General features: G+C 66.1%; 23 protein-coding genes and 1 tRNA gene. 7 read left to right on the forward strand and 17 right to left on the reverse strand.

Annotated features, from left to right (window positions below; all coding sequences use genetic code 11):
* Positions 1-669: 669 nt before the first annotated feature.
* The 17 genes from QSJ95_RS30320 to QSJ95_RS30400 all read right to left on the reverse strand — a co-directional run bounded on the left by QSJ95_RS30320 (position 670) and on the right by QSJ95_RS30400 (position 14192).
* Positions 670-2511, reverse strand: a complete 1842-nt coding sequence (locus tag QSJ95_RS30320) for a ClpP-like prohead protease/major capsid protein fusion protein (RefSeq protein WP_285647373.1) — start codon at positions 2509-2511, stop codon at positions 670-672.
* Positions 2512-2513: 2 nt separating this feature from the next.
* On the reverse strand, positions 2514-2726 hold the full coding sequence (locus tag QSJ95_RS30325; RefSeq protein WP_285647374.1) for a hypothetical protein: 213 nt from the start codon (positions 2724-2726) through the stop codon (positions 2514-2516).
* A gap of 114 nt (positions 2727-2840) precedes the next feature.
* A complete protein-coding gene (locus tag QSJ95_RS30330; RefSeq protein ID WP_285647377.1) occupies positions 2841-3071 on the reverse strand; it encodes a helix-turn-helix domain-containing protein in 231 nt (76 codons plus the stop codon).
* Positions 3068-3361, reverse strand: a complete 294-nt coding sequence (locus QSJ95_RS30335) for a hypothetical protein (RefSeq protein ID WP_285647379.1) — start codon at positions 3359-3361, stop codon at positions 3068-3070. The genes QSJ95_RS30330 and QSJ95_RS30335 overlap by 4 nt, the downstream gene beginning before the upstream one ends.
* On the reverse strand, positions 3361-4614 hold the full coding sequence (locus tag QSJ95_RS30340) for an AAA family ATPase (RefSeq protein WP_285647380.1): 1254 nt from the start codon (positions 4612-4614) through the stop codon (positions 3361-3363). Before QSJ95_RS30340 ends, QSJ95_RS30335 begins: the two co-directional genes overlap by 1 nt.
* Positions 4604-5524: a toprim domain-containing protein gene (locus QSJ95_RS30345; protein ID WP_502945334.1), complete on the reverse strand. Its 921-nt coding sequence runs from the start codon at positions 5522-5524 to the stop codon at positions 4604-4606. The genes QSJ95_RS30340 and QSJ95_RS30345 overlap by 11 nt, the downstream gene beginning before the upstream one ends.
* Before the next feature lie 93 nt (positions 5525-5617).
* Complete coding sequence (locus QSJ95_RS30350; protein WP_285647384.1) at positions 5618-5902, reverse strand: hypothetical protein; 285 nt, start codon at positions 5900-5902, stop codon at positions 5618-5620.
* Positions 5889-6053 (reverse strand): hypothetical protein, encoded by a 165-nt coding sequence (locus tag QSJ95_RS30355; RefSeq protein WP_285647386.1) that lies wholly within the window; start codon positions 6051-6053, stop codon positions 5889-5891. The genes QSJ95_RS30350 and QSJ95_RS30355 overlap by 14 nt, the downstream gene beginning before the upstream one ends.
* A gap of 281 nt (positions 6054-6334) precedes the next feature.
* Positions 6335-6562, reverse strand: coding sequence for a helix-turn-helix transcriptional regulator (locus tag QSJ95_RS30360; RefSeq protein ID WP_285647388.1), 228 nt, complete (start codon positions 6560-6562; stop codon positions 6335-6337).
* 94 nt (positions 6563-6656) lie between these two features.
* Positions 6657-7421, reverse strand: coding sequence for a hypothetical protein (locus QSJ95_RS30365; RefSeq protein WP_285647390.1), 765 nt, complete (start codon positions 7419-7421; stop codon positions 6657-6659).
* Positions 7418-8737, reverse strand: coding sequence for a tyrosine-type recombinase/integrase (locus QSJ95_RS30370; protein ID WP_285647392.1), 1320 nt, complete (start codon positions 8735-8737; stop codon positions 7418-7420). The genes QSJ95_RS30365 and QSJ95_RS30370 overlap by 4 nt, the downstream gene beginning before the upstream one ends.
* 161 nt (positions 8738-8898) lie before the next feature.
* Positions 8899-8974: transfer RNA gene (locus QSJ95_RS30375), tRNA-Phe, on the reverse strand.
* Between the two features lie 77 nt (positions 8975-9051).
* A complete protein-coding gene (locus tag QSJ95_RS30380; RefSeq protein WP_009613840.1) occupies positions 9052-9324 on the reverse strand; it encodes an oxidative damage protection protein in 273 nt (90 codons plus the stop codon).
* Entirely contained in the window at positions 9321-10388 is a 1068-nt protein-coding gene (gene mutY, locus QSJ95_RS30385) for an A/G-specific adenine glycosylase (RefSeq protein ID WP_058070793.1), read from the reverse strand. The genes QSJ95_RS30380 and mutY overlap by 4 nt, the downstream gene beginning before the upstream one ends.
* Complete coding sequence (locus QSJ95_RS30390) at positions 10385-12625, reverse strand: AsmA family protein (RefSeq protein WP_285647395.1); 2241 nt, start codon at positions 12623-12625, stop codon at positions 10385-10387. The genes mutY and QSJ95_RS30390 overlap by 4 nt, the downstream gene beginning before the upstream one ends.
* A 62-nt stretch (positions 12626-12687) precedes the next feature.
* Positions 12688-13788, reverse strand: coding sequence for an NAD(P)/FAD-dependent oxidoreductase (locus tag QSJ95_RS30395; RefSeq protein WP_285647397.1), 1101 nt, complete (start codon positions 13786-13788; stop codon positions 12688-12690).
* Positions 13785-14192 (reverse strand): acetyl-CoA sensor PanZ family protein, encoded by a 408-nt coding sequence (locus tag QSJ95_RS30400; protein WP_043268346.1) that lies wholly within the window; start codon positions 14190-14192, stop codon positions 13785-13787. The genes QSJ95_RS30395 and QSJ95_RS30400 overlap by 4 nt, the downstream gene beginning before the upstream one ends.
* A 151-nt stretch (positions 14193-14343) precedes the next feature.
* On the opposite strand from QSJ95_RS30400, the gene hisB reads away from it, so the two are divergent.
* The 7 genes from hisB (at position 14344) to QSJ95_RS30435 (ending at position 19330) form a co-directional block, all read left to right on the forward strand.
* Positions 14344-14937: an imidazoleglycerol-phosphate dehydratase HisB gene (hisB, locus tag QSJ95_RS30405; protein ID WP_043256084.1), complete on the forward strand. Its 594-nt coding sequence runs from the start codon at positions 14344-14346 to the stop codon at positions 14935-14937.
* A complete protein-coding gene (gene hisH / locus QSJ95_RS30410) occupies positions 14937-15575 on the forward strand; it encodes an imidazole glycerol phosphate synthase subunit HisH (RefSeq protein ID WP_058070789.1) in 639 nt (212 codons plus the stop codon). The genes hisB and hisH overlap by 1 nt, the downstream gene beginning before the upstream one ends.
* 3 nt (positions 15576-15578) lie before the next feature.
* Positions 15579-15839 (forward strand): DUF2164 domain-containing protein, encoded by a 261-nt coding sequence (locus QSJ95_RS30415; protein WP_043268350.1) that lies wholly within the window; start codon positions 15579-15581, stop codon positions 15837-15839.
* Between the two features lie 41 nt (positions 15840-15880).
* Positions 15881-16624, forward strand: a complete 744-nt coding sequence (hisA, locus tag QSJ95_RS30420) for a 1-(5-phosphoribosyl)-5-[(5-phosphoribosylamino)methylideneamino]imidazole-4-carboxamide isomerase (RefSeq protein WP_116425085.1) — start codon at positions 15881-15883, stop codon at positions 16622-16624.
* Positions 16625-16722: 98 nt separating this feature from the next.
* On the forward strand, positions 16723-17493 hold the full coding sequence (gene hisF, locus QSJ95_RS30425; RefSeq protein ID WP_009613829.1) for an imidazole glycerol phosphate synthase subunit HisF: 771 nt from the start codon (positions 16723-16725) through the stop codon (positions 17491-17493).
* A 183-nt stretch (positions 17494-17676) separates the two neighbouring features.
* Complete coding sequence (locus QSJ95_RS30430) at positions 17677-18423, forward strand: substrate-binding periplasmic protein (protein WP_285647398.1); 747 nt, start codon at positions 17677-17679, stop codon at positions 18421-18423.
* A 148-nt stretch (positions 18424-18571) separates the two neighbouring features.
* Positions 18572-19330: a substrate-binding periplasmic protein gene (locus tag QSJ95_RS30435; RefSeq protein WP_043269104.1), complete on the forward strand. Its 759-nt coding sequence runs from the start codon at positions 18572-18574 to the stop codon at positions 19328-19330.
* Positions 19331-19517 lie beyond the last annotated feature (187 nt).

The raw sequence follows: 19517 nt of genomic DNA on the forward strand, positions 1-19517 counted from the left end.
CCGGCCTCAGCTTGAGGATTGGCCTGGGTTTCCTCCACCGGAGGAAAGCTGATTGGCGTGACATTTCCTCAATTTGAGGAAATGTCCTTCGGTTTTGCGGTGTTGGGTAGATAGCTCAGATTGGAGCCATCTCGACCAGCTCCAAATCCTCCACTCTGTTGGATGCGAAGAGTCGCTACAGGCCGCGCCGCCATTGGTCTCGATAGAGGGAAACGGTTCACGCGATCTAGCGCCTGTCTGCGCGATAGGGGCAAAACCTGCGGGATCGACAGATCGCCGCGGATGGTCCAGTTGTGGGCCATGCTGTCGCGCTGCGCTTCCTCTTTGTCACGGTGCCAGCGTGACCGCAGCAACCGCAATCGGCTCTGCATTGCAGGTAAAGCATCGGGGCGAAACGAAGGGCAGCGATCGTAAGGTGGCATTGGAACCGAAAGCGAAAGCGACCAGGTTCCGAGTGGGGGTTAAGTTGGTATGTCTATCGGCGGGGAGTGAGGCGCGGCGCGGGTTCTGGCGGCGGGACTAAACAACAACCAACACCCGGAAATTGGTCATACATAGCTGGCGCGCGGGGCTCGAATTACCCTCTGGCGGGGGGATGCCGGGGAGGACCCGGAAAGAAAGAAGGGCAGGCGGCCGGGGAGTTCGGTCCGGCCGCCTGCCCCGTCAGGCTCACGCGCTGTACTTGGCGCGAGCCAGACCACGGTAGTCCAGCGGAGCGACGCCAGCGTCGATGCGGACCTTGAAGTTCACGCCGTCGACAGTCCAGCCTTCCTGCTGCTCCAGGTAGGGGGTGTCGACGCCATCCAGATAAGCCACCTCTACGGTGTCGGAGCCTTGCTCTGCGGCCACGTACCAGTACGGTGCCGGGGCGCTATCCAGGCGGCTCTCAACGATCAACTGACCCATCTGGTTCACCGGGTTGACTATGCCGCTGTTGGTCTCAGCGCCAGGCACGGACGTGCTGTGCAGCACCTGGATGGCGGCAGACTCCAGGGAGGCGGGCACGATCACGAACGCCGGGGCGATGTTCAGCGAGTCGCCATAGGCGTCCTTCTGCAGGCGCATCTTGCGACGCAGCTCGCCCAGCAGCGCAGGGGACATGCCTGCCCCGGTCTCGTCGGTGTTGCCATGGTCAGAGTGGAACAGTGCCTTGCCGTCAACGAACGGGGCGTTGCCGGTGAGCACGGCATACACCAGGTCGCCGATGGTGCGGCTGGCAGCACGGCCCAGGTTGTTGGGCAGCGTGCTGAAGGCGCTCAGGTCGTCATTGATGATCGCCTGGCGGGTGATGCCGAAGAGGCCGCCATAGGTCGCCAGCGCGATGGGGGCGCCACGATCGCTGCAGGTAACGTACTTGTACTCGGCGCCCTCCGGGATCTTCGGCAGGGTCGGGAAGCCCGAGATGCCGACGCGGTGGGCGGTGTGGAAGTTGGTCAGCTCGCCGGCCTTGGTCCACAGCGGGAAGGTCTCGCCGCTATTCTGCCAGCCGCGCAGCATGGCCTTCTCGGACACGCTCATCAGCACCTGGCCGAAGTCGCTGGTGGTATGGGTGAAGGCCGCGCCGACCAACTGCATCTTGCTGCCGAAGGTGGCCACCCCCACGCCGCGCTCAGTGAGCGACGCCCGAGCCATGTCGACCAGCGACATGGTGCGGTAGGGGTTACGCGCATCGCGCGATTGAGCGAGGCCCAGGCGGGCGCTGAGGGCGTCGATCATGCCGTCGCGCACGATGTTGCCATTGCCGGCGAAGATGTGGGCGCCCGCGCCGGGCGGGTTCGCCGGCTGGGTGCCTTCGCCCAGGGCGAGCAGTAGACGCTCGCGGGCCTTGTCGGTGTTGTAGGTCATCAGTTCGTTACTCTCCCGTAGCTGGTCGATGCCCCGCATGCCCGCGAAGGGCTCGAGGAGCGCATTGAGGTTGCGGCGGTGCTCCTCCCGGCTCTGCGCCAGGCGGCTGCGGCACTGTGCGATGTCCTCCGGCGACCGGATGACAGAGGCGAGGAAGGTCATGGCGGTGGCGGCCAGACGCGGCTTGCTGCGCTCGGCCTCGTCCACTCGATGCGCGAAGCCCGCGGCTACGGCTTCGTAGGCGTTGAACCAGGTTTCGGCGCCCATGATCGCGGACACCTTGTCCTCGGCCAGGCCAGTCCGCTCGGTGTAGAGCGCGGCCATTTCGTTGGCGGCTTTCTCCAGGGCATCGGCCGTTTTCCGCATCTCGCCCGCGTCACCAGAGGCGACTGTCCAGGGGTTATGGACCATCAGCAGGCTGTGCTCGGCCATCACGATCTCATCGGCGGCCATGGCGACGATGGTTGCCGCGCTGGCGCACAGGCCGTCGACGATGGCAGTGACGCACCCGGGGTGCTTGCGCAGGCTGCTGTAGATCGCCAGGGCGTCGGTCACGCTGCCGCCTGGGCTGTTGATGTGGAGCGTCACCGGCATTTGGCCGACCAGGGCAACCTTCACCTGCTGGGCGCTCGCCGCGTCGATCACGTCATAAAGTTGAATGTCCACGATCAGCCCTCGCTGCCGGCCTGCTCGTCGGCAGGATGCGGAACCGGAGCCGCGACGTGATCGCACCACTTGCGGATCGCATGGCGGGCCAGGGCCTGGATGGAGAAGACCGGCATGCCGGCCGGTGCAGTGGCGTCGATCTGCCGCTTCAGTTGGGTGAGGGCTGCGACACAGCCTTCATCCAGGTGAACGGTCATCCCTTTTGCTTGGGTCATTCTTGAGCCTCCAGGGCGGTGATATGAGGTTTCTAACCGGCGTCATGCCGAGCAGATTTCTGCTGCCCTTACGGTGAGGGCAGCAGTTGGGGGCCTCAATCGAACAAACCGCCGTCATCCGACGGTTTCCGTCACGAATCTCCGAATGTCGTCGACCTTGTAGAACCTGCGGTTGCCGCGGCGCACGAAGGGCAGAGGCGGCTGGCCGGCCGCGGCGAGTCGGCGGAGGTAGGAAGGGGCGTAGCCGAGCAGTTCGGCGGTCGCGTTCTCCGGGATGAGTCCGCCGAGAAGCGGCTCCACGCCCAGGCGTTCCAGGTGAGCGCGGATCTCGTCGTCGATGCTCATGGCGACACCTCCGCGCCAGGCCAGCGCCAGCGAGCAGCGTTCAAGGCTTCGGCGTGAGTCATGGGCTCGCCGATCATCGTGCAGAGCGGTTTCCCGCCCAGGGTGATCTGCCAGTGGCAGCGCCGCTCCTGGCCATCGTTCGCCGCCAGCTCGGCTAGTAGCTCCAGGCGGTGGGCTTTGACGTACTTTCGGAAGTCGTCGGTGATCCTGCCTTTGGGGCCGACGACTACCCGCATCCCAACTCGGCGGACGGTCAAACCTTGATCGCGGAGGAAGTCGATGGCGGCCATCAGAACCCCTCCTCATCCGGCCCAATGACCGGATTTTCAATTAAGGTGCTCACAGTATTTCCTGAGCACCTTAACCCTTCGTCGTCATCCAAATACGCCTGGAAGCCCCGTGGTTGCTGGGCGTCTTTAAGGTGCTCATTCCGAGTACGATTAAGGTGCTCAGAGGTCGATGAGCAACTTAATTCCCAGTACCAAGTGCCGCCCCCTTTCTTGCCTTCCTCGCCGATTCGGACGGCTTCCGCGCCTACGACCTTCTGCGCTCTACGGATGGTCGCCCAGGCATGGCCAGCGCCATCGGCGTCGGCCTTGATCCTCTTCGTTGGCACAGGGCCGTCCGCCAGCAGGTCGCGGAGGAAATCGCAGGCCTCATCCATTTCCGAGCGCCTGTCGTCCTCACCGCTTCCTTCGACGTCGGCCAGGATCTCGCGCGCACTTCCCTCGATGCGGTCGCCCCACAGCACGCGGGTGGTCTCCAGGCCGTCGCCGACTGTGCAGGTCTCCACCAGGTAGCCAACGCCGCCTTGGTCGTCGCTGATGTTGGATTTGGCCCGCGCCAGCACCCGGACGTCCGAATCTTCTTGCTTGGCGGCAACGAGTACCGCCCGCGCCAGCGCGCCGAAGGCCTGGCTGCCGATCACCCGATCAGCCGGCGAGGCGCCGCCGCTCCCTTTGCTGAAGTGGCTGATGCCCAGCACGGCACACCATTGCTGTTCGGCGAAGTCCACCACGGCCTGGAGCGAGCGCCGGACCTCGTTGGCGCGGTGCATGTCCCCTTTCACCACGTTGACCACGGGATCAAGGAGGAGCAGAGAGGCGCCGCCGATTGCTTCCACGGCCTCGCGCAGCAGGTCGAAGTCGCTGGCCGGATCGAAGGGCTCGCGCTCGCCCAGGGCGTTAATCCGCCCCTGGATGATGTGCACGCGGCTGAGGTCGGCGCCGGCCGCCATCAGGCGAGGCACCAGCGTGTCGGCCGGGTCGTCCTCGGAGGACCAGATGAGGGCGTTGCCGGGCTCCTGGCAAAGCTCTCCGTCCGGCCACCGCCCGCCGCTGGTGACGGTGCCGATCAGCCCCATGGCGAGCGTCGTCTTGCCGCTGCCACCAGCACCAGCCAGCAGAGTGAGCTTGCCCCTAGCGATCCAGCCAGGCCACAGCCAGCGGATCGGCTTGGGAACGATGGAGGAGGCCGGCGTGAGTTCGGCGCGCCAAAGAGGCGACACAGGCGCCTTCATGATGGTGATGGGATCAGCGGACATGGGCGATCCTCCAGCAGGCGAGGTCGTTGAAGTCGGAGAGGGAGGGCGGTGCGTCGTCAGGCCAGTCGGGGAACGTGACCAGGGCGCCGGCAGCCAGTGCAGCGGCCACCGCGGCGGTGCGTCCCGGATTGCCCGGGGTCTGGCGGTCGTCGTCGCCGGCAATGACCAACTCCACCAGGTCGCCGTACTTGGAGCGGAGCGCCAGCGCCACAGGCTTCAGGTTGCCGGCGTTCATGGCGCAGGCGACGGGGCTGCCGGTGTTCTCGTGGATGCTGGCGCCGGTCGCCCAACCTTCGCAGACGTACAGCCGGCGCCCTGGGGAGATGCTGCCCAGCGGGGAGTAGCAGCCAGTGATCCGGCCCCCGCGGAGGAAGCGCTTGCTGCCGTCCGCGCCGATCCGCTGCAGGTTCACCAGTTCGCCGTCGAAGTACAGCGGCACCAGCAGCTCCCCGTGACGCTGCCGCAGGCTGTAGGGGTGAACCTGCTTCGCCTGCATGTAGGGGTGGGAGGGCGCGGCGCACCGGGCACTATTCCACCAGCGGTGGGAAAGCTCGGCGGCCTGCTGCTGGCGTTGGTGCTGCTCGGCTTCGCGCTGGCGCCGAGCCTGCTCGATGCGCTCGCGTATCTGGTTTACTCCATCGGAGGAAACCTTCCCGCCGCCACTCCAGTGGTGGGCTTCCCCGGTTTTCCAACTGCCGAAAGCGCCCGCCGGCGAGCCGTCACCGAACAGCACATACCAGCCGTTGAGGCTTCCGGCGCGGTCGCCCGGGACGTGGAAGCGATGGATGATGCCGTCTGCAAGGGGCAGCCAGGTGAGCCGGCCGAACACAACCTGCAGCGCGTCCCGGAAGGCCATTTCCACTTTCTCCAGGCCGAGCGGGGCCATCGGCGCATTGGCGCCGTTTTTCATGGTCATGTCGGTTACTCCTGGTCTTGCGGGGTGGCGGGCTGGGCTTTCAGCTCGTGTGCACGGCAGTCGTCGAAGTCGACCAGGGCGGCGAGGTTACGCATGGCGCACCTCCTTGGCGTTGTGGGAGGCCCCAAGGTGACGATGACGCCAGCAGAAGTTGGCCGAGAGCATTCGGACGTTTTCCAGATGTGCGTCGAGTTCGCGGGCCATCGGTGTCCCGTAGCCACCTGCTGCCGGAATCACTACCTGGCGGATCAGGGTGTCCAGCTTCTGGAACTCCTCGCGGGCGGCGTTCATGTAGGCCATGTCTTCGCCGGAGAGGGTGGCGGCGGCCAGGACCTCGATATCGATGAAGCCGTGATGCTTAGCGCTGAGCATGGTCCACCTCCTGCGCTTCCAGAGCGCGAGCGCGGGCCATGGCGGCGTTGTAGCGAGCCAGGCGGACGGAGAGGGAGGAGTTACTGCGAAGGGCGGAAAGAGCGCGGGCCTTCCAGGCGGAGGCGTGCGCAGACGGATTGCGGGCATTCATGGGCGAAGCTCCTACATTTTGGGAGCTGCCACCGCTCGCGGCCAAGCGAGTGAGGGAGGCAGCAGTACGCGGGTTGGCCGACCGGGAATGTAGGTACCCGGCACACCCGAAGGTGTCCCGCGCACTGCCGCCATAACACGGCACTGCGGACGCAAAAAAAGCGCCTGCAATGAAAGATTGGGCGCCTGTGCGCCTACATTTACTCGACCGGCCAAGGTCGATCGCGGGATTTACCGCGACGCACGAACCATAGCGCCGGCGACGGGCTTGCGCAAGGGGCTTCATGCGGCCGCCCCGTCGCGCTGGGCGATCTTGCGCTGCAGCCAGGCCTCGACCTCGGCAACCACGTAATACGCAGCGGCCTGGCGGGTGGGGCTGTCCTTGATGGGCTTGGGGAAGGTGGCGTCCTTGGCCTTCAGCTTGTCCAGGCCGCCAGGGGTGATATCGAGCCAGGCGCAGAGCGCGTTCTTGCGGATCAGGGCCTTGGCCGGGGTTGGGGTGGGTTGCATCTGTATGCCTCCGTATGAACACGGAGGCATGATTTAACTGTCTGGATGTACAGTCATTTCAACTGCAAAAATCCGTTTTGCAATTGCAAACTCCTTAGTCCTTCCAGTCCTTGGCGGCGTTGTTCGCGTCAGCGAACAGCTTCTGCAGGCCGCTTTCACTCAGCCCTCTTTTGCCATCGGCGCGCTTTAGTATCTTTTCAATCAGTGCATCTTGAGTGCTGTTCTTCCCTGATCTTTCCCGTGCGATATCTATGAGCGAGGCAATGGCCAATAGCTGAGAGTTTGTCTGCTTAACTAGTTTCAGTTTTGGCGGAGCATGCTTCGGCGGTTCTTCCCCAGGAAGGAAGTCATAAATTTCCTCTTCGCATACAGTCAGAAAGTTCAGCAGTGGGGCAACTTTAAATGGTTTCGTTTGATTGTCGTCATTCGCTATTTTTGCAATTCTATAAATTTCTCGCGGATCAATTAGTTTTGACTCAATGCCGGAGTTTTCATAGTCCGCGAGTGTTATGAGATTTCCAGGCGGCACTGCTACGGCATAGTAGGTGCCGCTGGCGCCCCGAAGCGAGCAGACCTGTAGGTCGTCTCCTACAGTTACCGTTTCGCATGGGTAGTGGAATCCATAGCATTCTCCGACCACCTCGCCTATACGCATTACCTCGGCGCTTTTGACAGTGGCCCTGCATGGTTCAAGTTTTACTAGTTGGCCATAGGGGATTTGAACAGCCCTTCCAATTTCCCAGTCATTCTGGAGTCTCTCGATATCGGAAGCTGATACTTCTTCGTTAATCAGAAGTCCCAATAGGGCTGCAGCCTCTTCTTGAGTGAGGAACTGTTTGAACTTGTTCAATCGGCTCATGTCGCTGCTCTCCGTAGGCCCGTAACATTCTTCCCTGCTGGCCGGGCGTATTCAAACGGGGTGATGGTCTTGCGACGGTTCTCGTCGAGGAAGTTGCTCCACCAGTTGAGCATCAGCCGGCGCTCCTCGATGTGTTCGGCGCGGTGGATGTAGGCGGCGCGCACGCCGTTGCGCTCCTTGTGGCTCATCTGGCGCTCCACGGCATCCTTCGACCACAGGCCGGACTCGACCAGGGCAGAGCACGCCATGGTGCGGAAACCGTGGCCACAGACGTCGACCTTGGTGTCGTAGCCGAGGCGCCGAAGGGCGGCGTTCACGGTGTTCTCGCTCATCGGCTTGCTGGCGTAGGCGTCGTGGGGAAACACCAGGTCGCCCGATCCGGTGAGTTCGTGGAGCTGGCGCAGGATGGCCAGGGCCTGGGGCGACAGCGGCACCAGGTGTTCGTCGCGCATCTTGCTGCCGCGGGTGGAGTGCTTCACCCCGGGCAGGGCCTCGCGCTCTGGCGGGATGATCCAAAGGGCGCGGTCGAAGTCGATTTCCCGCCACCTGGCCATGCGCAGCTCGCTCGATCGCACGAATACCTGCAGGGTGAGTTGCAGGGCGTACTTCGTAAGCGTGCGGCCGGCATAGCCGTCGATGCGCTCCAGAAGCTCGCCAAGACGCTCCAGGGGCAGCGCAGGGCGGTGGGTAGCCTTGCGGGTGGAAATCGCGCCACCGAGGTCCTGGGCAGGGTTGTAGTCGAGCAGGCCGGTCTGGGTGGCGTGGCGCATCACGGCGCACAGGCGTTGCTTCAGCCTGGCGGCCATGTCCAGGGCGTCGCGGGCTTCGACTTCGAGCAGGGGCGCCAGCAGGTCGCGGGTCTTCAACTTCTCGACGGGGCGCTTACCGAGGGCCGGGAACAGATCCGCCTCCATTTCGCGCAGCACGCGCTCCGCGTGGCCGGCCGACCACTTGCCGCGCTTCACCTGGGCAGCGTGCCATTCGCGGGTGACGGCCTCGAAGGTGGTGGCGTTCTTCGCCTTGGCTTCCTCGAGCTTGGCCTGTTCGGCCGGGTCGATGCCTTGGGCGAGCAAGTCGCGGGCCTTCCGACGCTCCTCGCGGGCCTTGGCGAGGGATATACCCTGCCGGCCGTACTCGCCGAAGGTCAGCGTGTTCTCCTGGCCATTGGGGCGGTTGTACTTCATCCGCCAGACCTTGCTGCCAGTGGGGCGCACCAGCAGGTATAGGCCTTGGCCGTCGGCGAGCTTGTAGGGCTTCTCGCGGGGCTTCGCGGCCTCGCATTTGGAGTCGGAGAGGGGGACGACTGGTCGAGCCATAGGGGTACGCTCAATATCGAATCGGGCCGTACCCCTATTTGTACCCCTAAAAATCCGGTTTGTGTATCGCCATACGGATTCATGCGGGCACAAAAAAACCGGCTCAGAGGCCGGTTTTCTTGGGCTCCGGGATGATTCAGGATCATTCGGAGCGGTGTTCTTGGTGCCCAGGGACGGAATCGAACCGCCGACACGGGGATTTTCAATCCCCTGCTCTACCAACTGAGCTACCTGGGCAACGTGGCGCGCATTAAAAAGGTTTTCCGAAAGGGTGTCAAGCGTGCCGCGAAAAAATTTTCAGTTAATACCGGAGCTTACGCGCTCGGCGGGACGTAGCCGTCGGCCTGGGCGTATTCCTCGCCGGAGAGGAACTTGTCCATCTCGCCCTGGAGGAATTTGCGGTCCTCGGCGTTCATCATGTTCAGCCGGCGCTCGTTGATCAGCATGGTCTGGTGCTTCTGCCACTCGTCCCAGGCCTGCTTCGACACGTGCTCGTAGATGTCCTGGCCCTTGGCGCCGGGGTAGGGCGGGCGATCGAGGCCGGGCAGCTGTTCTTTGTACTTGCGGCACATCACCATTCGGCTCATGTCATCTCTCCTGCATTCAACGCGTCGGCTGCCCGCTTGAGCAGCTTCTTGACCGGGGCCGCGAGACCGAGCCGCGGCGGGGTGGCCAGGTTATACCAGAGCCAGTCGCCCTCGGCCACGCCGCCGGCTGCGTCTTCCACGCGCACCAGCCAGGGCTCGATGGCCAGTTGGAAGTGGCTGAAGGTATGGGTCAGGCCGGGCAGTTCGTGGCGCTGCCCCAGGCGCAGGGCGTGCTGCGCGGCGAGCGGGTCGAGCTGGGCGAGGTCGTCCAGTTCCGGGAAGCTCCACAGGCCGCCCCACAGGCCGGTGGACGGGCGGCGGTAGAGCAGGATGGCGCCTTCGCGGTTGGCCAGGATCGGCATCAGCGTACGCCGCTGCGGCAGCTCCTTGCGCGGCTTGGGCACCGGGTAGGCGCTTTCGCGGCCGAGCAGGTGGGCGCGGCAGCCCTCGCTCAGCGGGCACAGCAGGCAGCTGGGCTTGCTGCGGGTGCAGAGGGTGGCGCCCAGGTCCATCATCGCCTGGGTGTAGTGGTTGACCCGCGCGTGCGGGGTGAAGCGTTCCGCCGCTTCCCACAGCTGTTTCGCCACCCTGGGCTCGCCCGGGTAGCCGTCGCAGGCCAGGTAGCGGGCCAGCACGCGCTTGACGTTGCCGTCGAGGATGGGCGCGCGCAGACCCATGGAAATGCTGGCGATGGCCCCGGCGGTGGAGCGGCCGATGCCGGGCAGCTCGGTGAGCTGCTCGAGGTCGCGGGGGAATTCGCCGCCGTGGCGCTCCATTACCAGCTTCGCGGTCTTCTGCAGGTTGCGCGCGCGGGTGTAGTAGCCCAGCCCGGTCCACAGGTGCAGGACTTCGTCCTCGGGCGCGGCGGCCAGGTCGGCGACCGTGGGCAGCGCCGCCATGAAGCGGTCGAAGTAGCCCAGCACGGTGCTCACCTGGGTCTGCTGCAGCATGATTTCCGACACCCACACCCGGTAGGGGTTGATGTCGCGCTGCCAGGGCAGGTCATGGCGGCCGTGGCGGTCGTACCAGTCGAGGACCGCGGTATTGAAGCGTTCGGGGGTCATTTCTTCTTCAGCAGGTTCTTCAGGGCGTCCTTCAGGTCGGGGCTGACCTTGTCGCCGAATTTCTCTTCGAGTTTTTCGTTCAGGCGCTGGCCGGCCAGTTGCCCGGCAATGCGGCCGATGCCTTCCTGGTCCAGGCGGCAGGCCTTGGCGCCCAGTTCCAGCGGGCCGCGGCAGCGCAGCGGCCATTCGATGCCGATGTAGCGCTTGTTCACTTCGCAGGCCGGGTCGGGCATGTCGCTCTTGTCGCCTTCGATGATCACGCCGACGCGGTAGTCCATGCCCAGTACGCGCAGGTCGAGGTCGCCGTCGCCCTTTACCGTCAGGCCGGGCACCGCGACGCGCAGGTCGGGGTTGCTGGCCACGCCGTTGTGGAAGGTCAGGCTGCCGTTGAGCTCGCGGAAGGGCGTGTCCTTGCCGCCGTGCTCGGCGCTCAGGCTCTTCCGGTTGAGGGTGGCGATGCCGCGGCACAGCTGCTCTTCCAGGTTGGCGTTGAGCAGCACGCCCTTGCTCAGCTTGAAGTTGGCCTTGCCGTTGAGGTTGTCGATCCAGGCCTTCTGGCTGTTGCCCTGGGTGGTGATGTCCGCGTCCAGGTTCAGCAGGCCGGTGACCGGCGGCTTCTGGCCCTGGGCCTGGAGGAGTTTCTCCACCGGCACGCCTTCGATGTGCTTCTGCGCCGCCAGCAGCGCCACGTCCTGGCGCACGTCGAGGCTGGCCTTGGCGTTGAAGCGGCCGTCGTAGAGTTCGCCGCGCATGTCGTCGAGGTTGAACTGGCCGTTCTGCCCGCGCAGCTTGAGCACGGCGTTCTCGATCGGCAGCTTGTCGAGGGTCAGCTGGCCGAGGTTCAGGTTGAGGTCCAGGTCCAGCGTGCGCAGCTTGGCCAGCGGCAGCAGCGGTGCGTCGCTCCAGGCCTGCTGGGTGGGGGCGTTGGGCAGCGGGCTGTCGCCCTTGCCGGTGGCGCTGGCGACGGTGGCGTCGACTTCCGCCTTGCGGCTGGCGCTGGCCGCCTCGGCGCCTTTGGCGGCCTTGGCCGGCAGGTAGCGGTCGAGGTTCAGCTTGTCGCCGCTGAGCTGGACGCGCACGGCCTGCTTGGCGATGTCGGCCAGGCCCAGGCTGCCGCTGAAGCTGCTGTCGTCGAGCTTGAGCTGGATGTCGCTGAGGTTGACAGCGTTGCGGCTGCCGTCCAGGCGCGCGGCCAGTTCCAGCTTGGTCAGGGTGTTGCCGTCGGCCATCTCCGGCAGTTTCTGGCCGAGGCCGTCGAGGAATTCGCGCAGGTTGAACGGGGCGATGGACAGGCCGCCGGTGAACTGCGGCTCCTTGTCGAGGTTGCGCGCCTTCAGCTCGCCAAGGGCGCGCAGCTGGTTGATCGACAGCTTCAGGCCGTTCCATTCGGCGACCTGCGCGGCCTGGTCGAGCAGCAGCTGGCCCTGGGCGGAGAAGGTCGCGGTGCGGCCCTGCAACTGGTCGCCGGCCAGTTCGCCGGAGAGCTTGGCGTCTTCCAGCTGGTAGCGCTTGAGCGCGCGGTCGAAGCGCAGGTTGCCGGTCAGCTCGGTCTTGGCGCGGGTCACCGGCTGGTTGGTGCCCAGGTAGGCGTTGAGCTTGAAGGGGATGCTGCTGCCTTCGCGGATGGCGCCGGTGTTCAGGTCCAGGCCTTCGACGGTGTACTGCTTGCCGCTCTGCTCGTCGCTGTAGTCGATGCGCGCGCCGCTGACGTTGAGGCTGTCGATGTCCAGCTTCATCGGCGTGGAAGCGCTCTCGGCCGGCGCCTTGGGCGCTTCGGCGGGCGCGCCGGCCTGGCCGGCCGGCGTGGCGGAGGTGGCGGCGCCGGAGGGCTGGGCCGGCTTGCCGATGTCTTCCCAGTTGCCCTTGCCGGCCTTGTCGCGGTTCAGCGTGAGGGTCAGGCCCTGCACGCGGATGTCGCTCATCTGCACCTCGCGGCGCAGCAGCGGCAGCACCCGCACCGACAGGCCGAGCAGCTGCAGGTCGGCGAACGGCTTGTCCGGGCTGCGCACGCTGGCCACGCTGGTGTCGTGCAGTTCCAGGCCGAGCCAGGGGAACAGGCTCCAGCCGATGTCGCCGCGCAGGTCCAGCTCCAGGTTGGCCTTGTCGCGGGCGAGCTGGCGGATCTCGTCCTTGTAGTCGTTGGGGTCGAAGAAATGGGTGAGGATGAAGCCGGCGGCGACTACCAGTAGCAGCAGGGCGAGGACGGCTATGCCCAGGATCTTGCCGAACGCTTTCATGGACGGGTCCTTGTTCTGGCGGCGGGTGAATTGGCGGGAGTATATCAATGCGCCCGCCCGCTTCAGCAGGCGGCGGCGACGCGTTCGGCGATGGCCAGGCTGGCGGTGAGCCCCGGCGACTCGATCCCGAACAGGTTGACCAGGCCCGGCAGGCCGTGGTCCACGGCGGTTTGGATGACGAAGTCGGAGGCGGGTTCCCCGGCGCCGCTCAGTTTAGGACGAATCCCGACGTAGCCGGCCTGCAGGCGTTCGGCGTCCAGGCCCGGGAAGTAGCGGCGGATGGCCTGGGCGAAGGGCTCGCGCAGCGCTTCGTCGACCTGGTAGTCGATGGCCTCCAGGTAACGCACGTCCGGGCCGAAGCGCAGCTGGCCGCCGAGGTCGAGGGTGGCGTGCACGCCCAGGCCGGCGGTGTTGGCCTCGGGCATCGGGTAGATCAGGTGGCTGAACGGCGAGCGGCCGCCGTAGGTGAAGTAGCGGCCCTGGCACAGGTGCAGCGGCGGCACGCCTTCCAGGCCTTCGGTGCGGGCGGCCAGTTGCTGGGCGAACAGGCCGCCGGCGTTGACCACCTGTTCGGCCTGGATGCTGAACGGCTCGCCGACGCTGACGCCTTCGGCGACCCAGCCGTCGGCGGCGCGGCGCAGGCTGTCGATGCGGGTGTCCAGCACCAGCTGCGCGCCCTGGATTTGCGCGGCGTGCTGCAGCGACAGCATGTAGGCGTGGCTGTCGATGATCCCGGTGCTCGGCGAGAGCAGGGCGGCCACGCCGCGCACCGCCGGCTCCAGCGCGTGGAGCTGGGTGGCGTCCAGCGGCTGCAGGTCATGTACGTCGCTGGCTTGGGCATTGGCGGCGAGGGCTTCCAGCTTGCCCAGTTCGGCGTCTTCCACGGCCACCAGCAGCTTGCCGATGCGGCTGTGCGCCACGTCGTGGCTGGCGCACCAGGCGTACAGGCGCTCGCGGCCTTCCAGGCAGAGTTCGGCCTTGAGCGAGCCGGGCGGGTAGTAGAGGCCGGCGTGGATGACCTCGGAGTTGCGGCTGGAGGTGTGGCTGCCGATCAGCCGCTCGGATTCGACGATCAGCACGCTGCGCCCGGAGGCGGCCAGGCGCGCGGCGCAGGCCAGGCCGACCGCGCCGGCGCCTATGACCAGGATGTCGATGTCGTTCACGGTGCCTCCGCGGTTTCCAGGGCCAGGCCCAGGTGCGCGGCCAGCTCGGCCGCTTCCGCCTGCCCGGCCGGGGCCAGCAGGCGCAGCGGGCAGCCGGCGAGCACCGCTTGGCGCTGGGCTTCCTCCAGCAGCCGGCGGGCCACGCCGCGGCCGCGGGTGACGCGGCGCACGCACAGGCGCGAGAGGCGCCAGGCGTCGGCATCGCGCTGCAGCCAGGCGGCGCCCAGCAGGCGGTCGTTGAAGCGCCCGGTCAGCAGCGTGCCCGCGGCCAGCGCGGCGTCCACCAGGGCCTCGCCATCGGCGAAGGGCGCGAGCAGCCAGGCCGGCGCCTCGGCGTAGAGCCGGGCCAGGTCCTGGCGGTCCTGGGCGGAGGGCTGGGCAAGGTGTTCGACGATCACGGGCATGGCGGCATCCTCGGCGGGGACGCGCAGTTTACGGACAAGCGGCGCCCCGCGGCCAGCGCCGCCGACCGTCGCCCGTAGCCCTGCGGGGCCCGCCGCGCCTATAATGCGGGCCCTCTTATAATCAAGTGCAGTGTTAGCTGTGGAGCTGGTGATGGCCGAACGCAAGGCAACCGTCGCGCGCGACACCCTGGAAACCCAGATCAAGGTGTCCATCGACCTGGACGGCACGGGCAAGGCCCGCTTCGATACCGGGGTGCCCTTCCTCGAGCACATGATGGACCAGATCGCCCGCCATGGCCTGATCGACCTGGACATCGAGTGCAAGGGCGACCTGCACATCGACGACCACCACACCGTCGAAGACATCGGCATCACCCTCGGCCAGGCCTTCGCCAAGGCTATCGGCGACAAGAAGGGTATCCGCCGCTACGGCCATGCCTACGTGCCGCTGGACGAGGCGCTGTCGCGCGTGGTGATCGACTTCTCCGGCCGCCCCGGCCTGCAGATGCACGTGCCCTTCACCCGCGCCAGCGTCGGCGGCTTCGACGTCGACCTGTTCATGGAGTTCTTCCAGGGCTTCGTCAACCACGCCCAGGTGACCCTGCACATCGACAACCTGCGCGGGCACAACACCCACCACCAGATCGAGACGGTGTTCAAGGCTTTCGGCCGCGCCCTGCGCATGGCCATCGAGCTGGACGAGCGCATGGCCGGGCAGATGCCGTCGACCAAGGGGTGCCTGTAATGCAGACGGTCGCCGTCATCGACTACGGCATGGGCAACCTGCACTCGGTGTCCAAGGCGCTGGAGCGCGTGGGCGCCGGCCGCGTGCTGGTGACCAGCGACGCCGCGGTGATCCGCGAGGCCGACCGCGTGGTGTTCCCCGGCGTGGGCGCCATCCGCGACTGCATGGCCGAGATCAGGCGCCTGGGCTTCGACGCGCTGGTGCGTGAAGTCAGCCAGGACCGCCCCTTCCTCGGCATCTGCGTCGGCATGCAGGCGCTGCTGGAGCACAGCGAGGAGAACGGCGGCGTCGACTGCATCGGCCTGTTCCCCGGCCAGGTGCGCTTCTTCGGCAAGGACCTGTACGAGGACGGCGAGCACCTGAAGGTGCCGCACATGGGCTGGAACCAGGTCAAGCAGAGTCTCGACCACCCGCTGTGGCACGAGATCCCCGACGAAGCGCGCTTCTACTTCGTGCACAGCTACTACATCGAGGCGGGCAACCCGCGCCAGGTCGCCGGCCGCGGCCATTATGGCCGCGACTTCGCCGCCGCGCTGGCCGAGGGCCCGCGCTTCGCTGTGCAGTTCCACCCGGAGAAGAGCCACACCCACGGCCTGCAGCTGCTGCAGAACTTCGCCGCCTGGGACGGCCGCTGGTAAGCCATGGCCCGCCAGAAGGACAAGCCGGCGATCCTCGAACTCGATGGCGCCCAGCGCCAGAGCGCGGCGCGGGCCATCCAGCGTTTCCTCGAGGAGCGCTTCGAGCTGGACCTGGGCGGCTTCGAGGCCGAGGAAGTGCTGGACTTCTTCATGCGCGAGTTCGGCCCGCTGTTCTACAACAAGGCGATTCTCGATGTGCAGGCGCACCTGAAAGACAGGTTCGAAAGCATCGAAAGCGACTTGTGGGCGCTCGAGAAGAGCTGACCCGACCCCATTCACGACTTGGATTCGAGCAGGTTCAACCGATGCTGATCATCCCCGCAATCGATCTGAAGGACGGCGCCTGCGTGCGCCTGCGCCAGGGACTGATGGAAGACGCCACCGTCTTCTCCGACGACCCGGTGGCCATGGCCGCCAAATGGGTGGACGGTGGTTGCCGCCGCCTGCACCTGGTGGACCTCAACGGCGCCTTCGAAGGCAAGCCGGTGAACGGCGAGGTGGTCACCGCCATCGCCAGGCGCTACCCGAACCTGCCGATCCAGATCGGCGGCGGCATCCGCTCGCTGGAGACCATCGAGCACTACGTGCGCGCCGGCGTCAGCTACGTGATCATCGGCACCAAGGCGGTGAAGCAGCCGGAATTCGTCGGCGAAGCCTGCCGCGCCTTCCCCGGCAAGGTGATCGTCGGCCTGGACGCGAAGGACGGCTTCGTCGCCACCGACGGCTGGGCCGAGGTCAGCGAAGTGCAGGTGATCGACCTGGCCAAGCGCTTCGAGGCCGACGGCGTCTCCGCCATCGTCTACACCGACATCTCCAAGGACGGCATGATGCAGGGCTGCAACGTCGAAGCCACCGCCGCCCTGGCCAACGCCACGCGCATCCCGGTGATCGCCTCCGGCGGCATCCACAACCTGGGCGACATCCAGAAACTGCTGGACGCGCGCACCCCGGGCATCATCGGCGCCATCACCGGTCGGGCGATCTACGAGGGCACCCTCGATGTCGCCGAGGCGCAGGCGCTTTGCGATCGGCAGGCAAAAGACGAATAGAAGCGCTGGAGGCTGAAGGCTGGACGTGACCGAGTCGCTTTTTCGTTCAGCCTCCAGCCTTCAGCCTCCCGCGAATTTCAAGATTGGGAGACACCAGAATGGCCCTCGCTAAGCGCATCATCCCCTGCCTCGACGTGGACAACGGCCGCGTGGTCAAGGGCGTCAAGTTCGAGAACATCCGCGACGCCGGCGACCCGGTGGAGATCGCCCGCCGCTACGACGAGCAGGGCGCCGACGAGATCACCTTCCTCGACATCACCGCCAGCGTCGATGGCCGCGACACCACGCTGCACACGGTCGAGCGCATGGCCAGCCAGGTGTTCATCCCGCTGACCGTCGGCGGCGGCGTGCGCACCGTGCAGGACATCCGCAACCTGCTCAACGCCGGCGCGGACAAGGTCTCGATCAACACCGCCGCGGTGTTCACCCCGGAGTTCGTCGGCGAAGCCGCCGCGCGCTTCGGCTCGCAGTGCATCGTGGTCGCCATCGACGCCAAGAAGGTCTCGGCGCCGGGCGAAACCCCGCGCTGGGAAATCTTCACCCACGGCGGGCGCAAGCCCACCGGGCTGGATGCGGTGGAGTGGGCGAAGAAGATGGAAGGCCTGGGCGCCGGCGAAATCCTCCTGACCAGCATGGACCAGGACGGCGTGAAGAGCGGCTACGACCTGGGCGTGACCCGCGCCATCAGCGAGGCGGTGAACGTGCCGGTGATCGCTTCCGGCGGCGTCGGCAACCTGGAGCACCTGGCGGCCGGCATCCTCGAAGGCAAGGCCGACGCGGTGTTGGCGGCGAGCATCTTCCACTTCGGCGAGTACAGCGTGCCGGAGGCCAAGGCCTACCTGGCCAGCCGCGGCATCGTGGTGCGCTGAAGGGCGCGCCGCACTGCCGGCGTGCAGCTTGCGACAGGGCCCGGCCCGCTCATGGCGGCCGGGCCTTGTGCTTTCTGGCGATGTTTCCTACAGGGCGTGACGCGGTCTGAAAGATGCAAGGCCGAATGATGGCAAACTTGCGGTAAGCTCTGCGCCTTCGCTTACAACCAGGAATGTTCTGCGATGCTGAAACGCCTCCTGCTGGCCAGCTCTCTGCTGTTGGCTGGCACAGTGCATGCGGAAATCTCTCCGGACTACAGCATGGTCCTGCTGACGGAGAACTTCCCGCCCTACAACATGGCCATCAACGGCAAGAACTTCGCCCAGGAAGACAACATCGACGGCATCGCCGTGGACATCGTCCGCGAGATGTACAAGCGCGCCGGCATCAAGTACAGCATGACCCTGCGCTTCCCCTGGGAACGCATCTACAAGCTGGCGCTGGAGAAGCCGGACTACGGCGTCTTCGTCACCGCGCGGCTGCCGGAGCGGGAAAGCGCCTTCAAGTGGGTCGGCCCCATCGGCCCGGACGACTGGGTGCTGCTGGCCCGCGGCGACAGCCCCATCGCCCTGAAGAGCCTGGACGAGGCGAAGAAGTACCGGGTGGGCGCCTACAAGGGCGACGCCATGGCCGAGTACCTCGCCGAGCACGGCTTCGAGCCGGCGCTGGCGCTGCGCGACCAGGAGAACGCCGGCAAGCTGCAGAAGGGCGAGATCGACCTCTGGGCCAGCGGCGACCCGGCCGGGCGCTACCTGGCCAAGCAGGTCGGCGTCAGCGGCCTGAAGACGGTGCTGCGCTTCAACAGCGACCAGTTGTACCTGGCGCTGAACAAGGAAACCCCCGACGAAGTGGTGCGGAAGCTGCAGGCCGCGCTGGACAAGATGCGCGCTGAAGGCTTCGTCGACGATGTACTGAACAGCTACCTGTGATCCGCCGGCGCCGCTCGAGGGGAGCGGCGCCGCGGTGCGTTGCCGGCCACGGCCGGAGCTGTGCCAGGGATGGTGTACAGGACGGGAATCGCGTCCGCGATGCAGGGATGCCGCTAGCCATAACGATAACCAAGCGAGCGGTATGACCATGCTGAAACTCAAGACCTGCGGGCTGTTCATCGGCCTGCTGCTGGGGGCCGCCACGGCCCGCGCCGACCTGCCCGCCGACTACAAGGTGGTGCTGCTGACGGAGAACTTCCCGCCGTTCAACATGGCGGTGGACGACAAGAACTTCGCCCGCGACGAAGGCATCGACGGCATCAGCGCGGACATCGTCCGCGAGATGTTCAAGCGCGCCGGCATCGGCTACACCCTCAGCCTGCGCTTCCCCTGGGACCGGCTGTACAAGCTGACCCTGGACCGCGCCGGCTACGGCCTGTTCTCCACCACCTACACCCCCGAGCGGGTGCCGCTGTTCAAGTGGGTGGGCCCGCTGGCGAAGACCGGCTGGGTGGTGCTGGCCCCGCCGGGCAGCAAGATCACCGCGCTGAAGGACGTCAAGGAGGCCGGCAAGTACAAGCTCGGCGCCTACAAGAATGACGCCGTCAGCCAGGCGCTGGAGAGCCAGGGCATCCCGGTGATCAACGCCCTGCGCGACCAGGAGAACGTGAAGAAGCTGATGACCGGGCAGATCGACCTCTGGGCCACCACCGACCCGGTGGGCCGCTACCTGGCCAAGCAGGAGGGCGTCAGCGGCCTGCAGACGGTGCTGCGCTTCAACGAGGCGCAGCTGTACCTGGCGCTGAACAAGGACACCCCGGACGAGGTGGTCGAGCGCCTGCAGAAGGCCCTGGACCAGATGCGGGCGGAAGGGTATGTGGACGAGGTCACCAACAATTACCTCTGAGGCCGGATCGCGGACAGAGTCCGCTCCTGCGCCCGCCCTACGGTTCTGAGGATGCACGATTGTAATTGGATGGACTCACCCTCACCGAGGCGTCGAGGCGCCACGGTGGCGGTCTAAGAAGCCACCGACAGTGAGGGTGAGTCCATGAAAAAGCATACGACGATGAATAAGCCGGTGTCTGCAACCG

It is taken from the genome of Pseudomonas sp. NBRC 100443 (genome assembly GCF_030268185.1).
GTDB classification, from domain to species: Bacteria; Pseudomonadota; Gammaproteobacteria; order Pseudomonadales; family Pseudomonadaceae; genus Pseudomonas; species Pseudomonas citronellolis.

Bases quoted from the DNA above. Each gene is read 5' to 3' on its own strand.
- hisA (WP_116425085.1), top strand. From the start codon at position 15,881: ATGCTGATCATCCCCGCAATCGATCTGAAGGACGGCGCCTGCGTGCGC.
- QSJ95_RS30350 (WP_285647384.1), bottom strand. From the start codon at position 5,902: ATGCTCAGCGCTAAGCATCACGGCTTCATCGATATCGAGGTCCTGGCC.
- QSJ95_RS30340 (WP_285647380.1), bottom strand. From the start codon at position 4,614: ATGTCCGCTGATCCCATCACCATCATGAAGGCGCCTGTGTCGCCTCTT.
- mutY (WP_058070793.1), bottom strand. From the start codon at position 10,388: ATGACCCCCGAACGCTTCAATACCGCGGTCCTCGACTGGTACGACCGC.
- QSJ95_RS30355 (WP_285647386.1), bottom strand. From the start codon at position 6,053: ATGAATGCCCGCAATCCGTCTGCGCACGCCTCCGCCTGGAAGGCCCGC.
- QSJ95_RS30415 (WP_043268350.1), top strand. From the start codon at position 15,579: ATGGCCCGCCAGAAGGACAAGCCGGCGATCCTCGAACTCGATGGCGCC.
- QSJ95_RS30365 (WP_285647390.1), bottom strand. From the start codon at position 7,421: ATGAGCCGATTGAACAAGTTCAAACAGTTCCTCACTCAAGAAGAGGCT.
- hisB (WP_043256084.1), top strand. From the start codon at position 14,344: ATGGCCGAACGCAAGGCAACCGTCGCGCGCGACACCCTGGAAACCCAG.
- hisF (WP_009613829.1), top strand. From the start codon at position 16,723: ATGGCCCTCGCTAAGCGCATCATCCCCTGCCTCGACGTGGACAACGGC.
- QSJ95_RS30400 (WP_043268346.1), bottom strand. From the start codon at position 14,192: ATGCCCGTGATCGTCGAACACCTTGCCCAGCCCTCCGCCCAGGACCGC.
- QSJ95_RS30430 (WP_285647398.1), top strand. From the start codon at position 17,677: ATGCTGAAACGCCTCCTGCTGGCCAGCTCTCTGCTGTTGGCTGGCACA.
- QSJ95_RS30435 (WP_043269104.1), top strand. From the start codon at position 18,572: ATGCTGAAACTCAAGACCTGCGGGCTGTTCATCGGCCTGCTGCTGGGG.
- QSJ95_RS30380 (WP_009613840.1), bottom strand. From the start codon at position 9,324: ATGAGCCGAATGGTGATGTGCCGCAAGTACAAAGAACAGCTGCCCGGC.
- QSJ95_RS30330 (WP_285647377.1), bottom strand. From the start codon at position 3,071: ATGAGCATCGACGACGAGATCCGCGCTCACCTGGAACGCCTGGGCGTG.
- QSJ95_RS30390 (WP_285647395.1), bottom strand. From the start codon at position 12,625: ATGAAAGCGTTCGGCAAGATCCTGGGCATAGCCGTCCTCGCCCTGCTG.
- QSJ95_RS30370 (WP_285647392.1), bottom strand. From the start codon at position 8,737: ATGGCTCGACCAGTCGTCCCCCTCTCCGACTCCAAATGCGAGGCCGCG.
- hisH (WP_058070789.1), top strand. From the start codon at position 14,937: ATGCAGACGGTCGCCGTCATCGACTACGGCATGGGCAACCTGCACTCG.
- QSJ95_RS30345 (WP_502945334.1), bottom strand. From the start codon at position 5,524: ATGAAAAACGGCGCCAATGCGCCGATGGCCCCGCTCGGCCTGGAGAAA.
- QSJ95_RS30325 (WP_285647374.1), bottom strand. From the start codon at position 2,726: ATGACCCAAGCAAAAGGGATGACCGTTCACCTGGATGAAGGCTGTGTC.
- QSJ95_RS30335 (WP_285647379.1), bottom strand. From the start codon at position 3,361: ATGGCCGCCATCGACTTCCTCCGCGATCAAGGTTTGACCGTCCGCCGA.
- QSJ95_RS30360 (WP_285647388.1), bottom strand. From the start codon at position 6,562: ATGCAACCCACCCCAACCCCGGCCAAGGCCCTGATCCGCAAGAACGCG.